2 tRNA genes and 1 rRNA gene are annotated in these 849 nt (G+C 48.9%); all 3 read left to right on the top strand.

Annotation, left to right across the window (positions count from 1 at the left end):
* Nucleotides 1–404 (top strand): 16S ribosomal RNA (locus E2B99_RS13415); the annotation flags it as partial.
* A 178-nt stretch (nucleotides 405–582) separates the two neighbouring features.
* Nucleotides 583–659 (top strand) — tRNA-Ile (locus tag E2B99_RS13420).
* Between the two features lie 116 nt (nucleotides 660–775).
* Nucleotides 776–848: transfer RNA gene (locus E2B99_RS13425), tRNA-Ala, on the top strand.
* The last annotated feature ends 1 nt before the right edge of the window (nucleotide 849 follow it).

Consider the following 849-nt stretch of genomic DNA (forward strand, 5'->3'; position numbering starts at 1 on the left):
GGTGGGAACTCTAAGGATACTGCCAGTGACAAACTGGAGGAAGGCGGGGACGACGTCAAGTCATCATGGCCCTTACGACCAGGGCTACACACGTGCTACAATGGTCGGTACAAAGGGTTGCTACACAGCGATGTGATGCTAATCTCAAAAAGCCGATCGTAGTCCGGATTGGAGTCTGCAACTCGACTCCATGAAGTCGGAATCGCTAGTAATCGCGGATCAGAATGCCGCGGTGAATACGTTCCCGGGCCTTGTACACACCGCCCGTCACACCATGGGAGTTTGTTGCACCAGAAGTAGGTAGTCTAACCTTAGGGGGGACGCTTACCACGGTGTGGCCGATGACTGGGGTGAAGTCGTAACAAGGTAGCCGTAGGGGAACCTGCGGCTGGATCACCTCCTTAACGATATTGCCGGAACTGGTAAGAATCCACAACAAGTTGTTCTTTACAAAAGCAGAAACTGCATTGACATTGCTTTATGTTTAAAGTGGTTGTTTTAAGTGGATTGCATGACGGATTAAAGCCTACGCGCTTTGCTTGTCTTGCGATAGATTTAAAGCGATGCTTTAAATCTATCTCAGGGCTTGTAGCTCAGTTGGTTAGAGCACACGCTTGATAAGCGTGGGGTCACAAGTTCAAGTCTTGTCAGGCCCACCATTTGAACGAGGACTAGCAACAATTGATTATTGTTGCCCGAGTGCAAGAGAAAATCTGTGATTTTCTAAATGAGACATAAGCTAAAATGGACAATGGAGTGACTGTTGCAAGATCGAGGGGTCTTAGCTTAGTTGGTAGAGCGCCTGCTTTGCACGCAGGAGGTCAGGAGTTCGACTCTCCTAGACTCCAC

This window comes from Alkanindiges illinoisensis, from assembly GCF_004377485.1.
Taxonomy (GTDB): Bacteria; Pseudomonadota; Gammaproteobacteria; order Pseudomonadales; family Moraxellaceae; genus Alkanindiges; species Alkanindiges illinoisensis_A.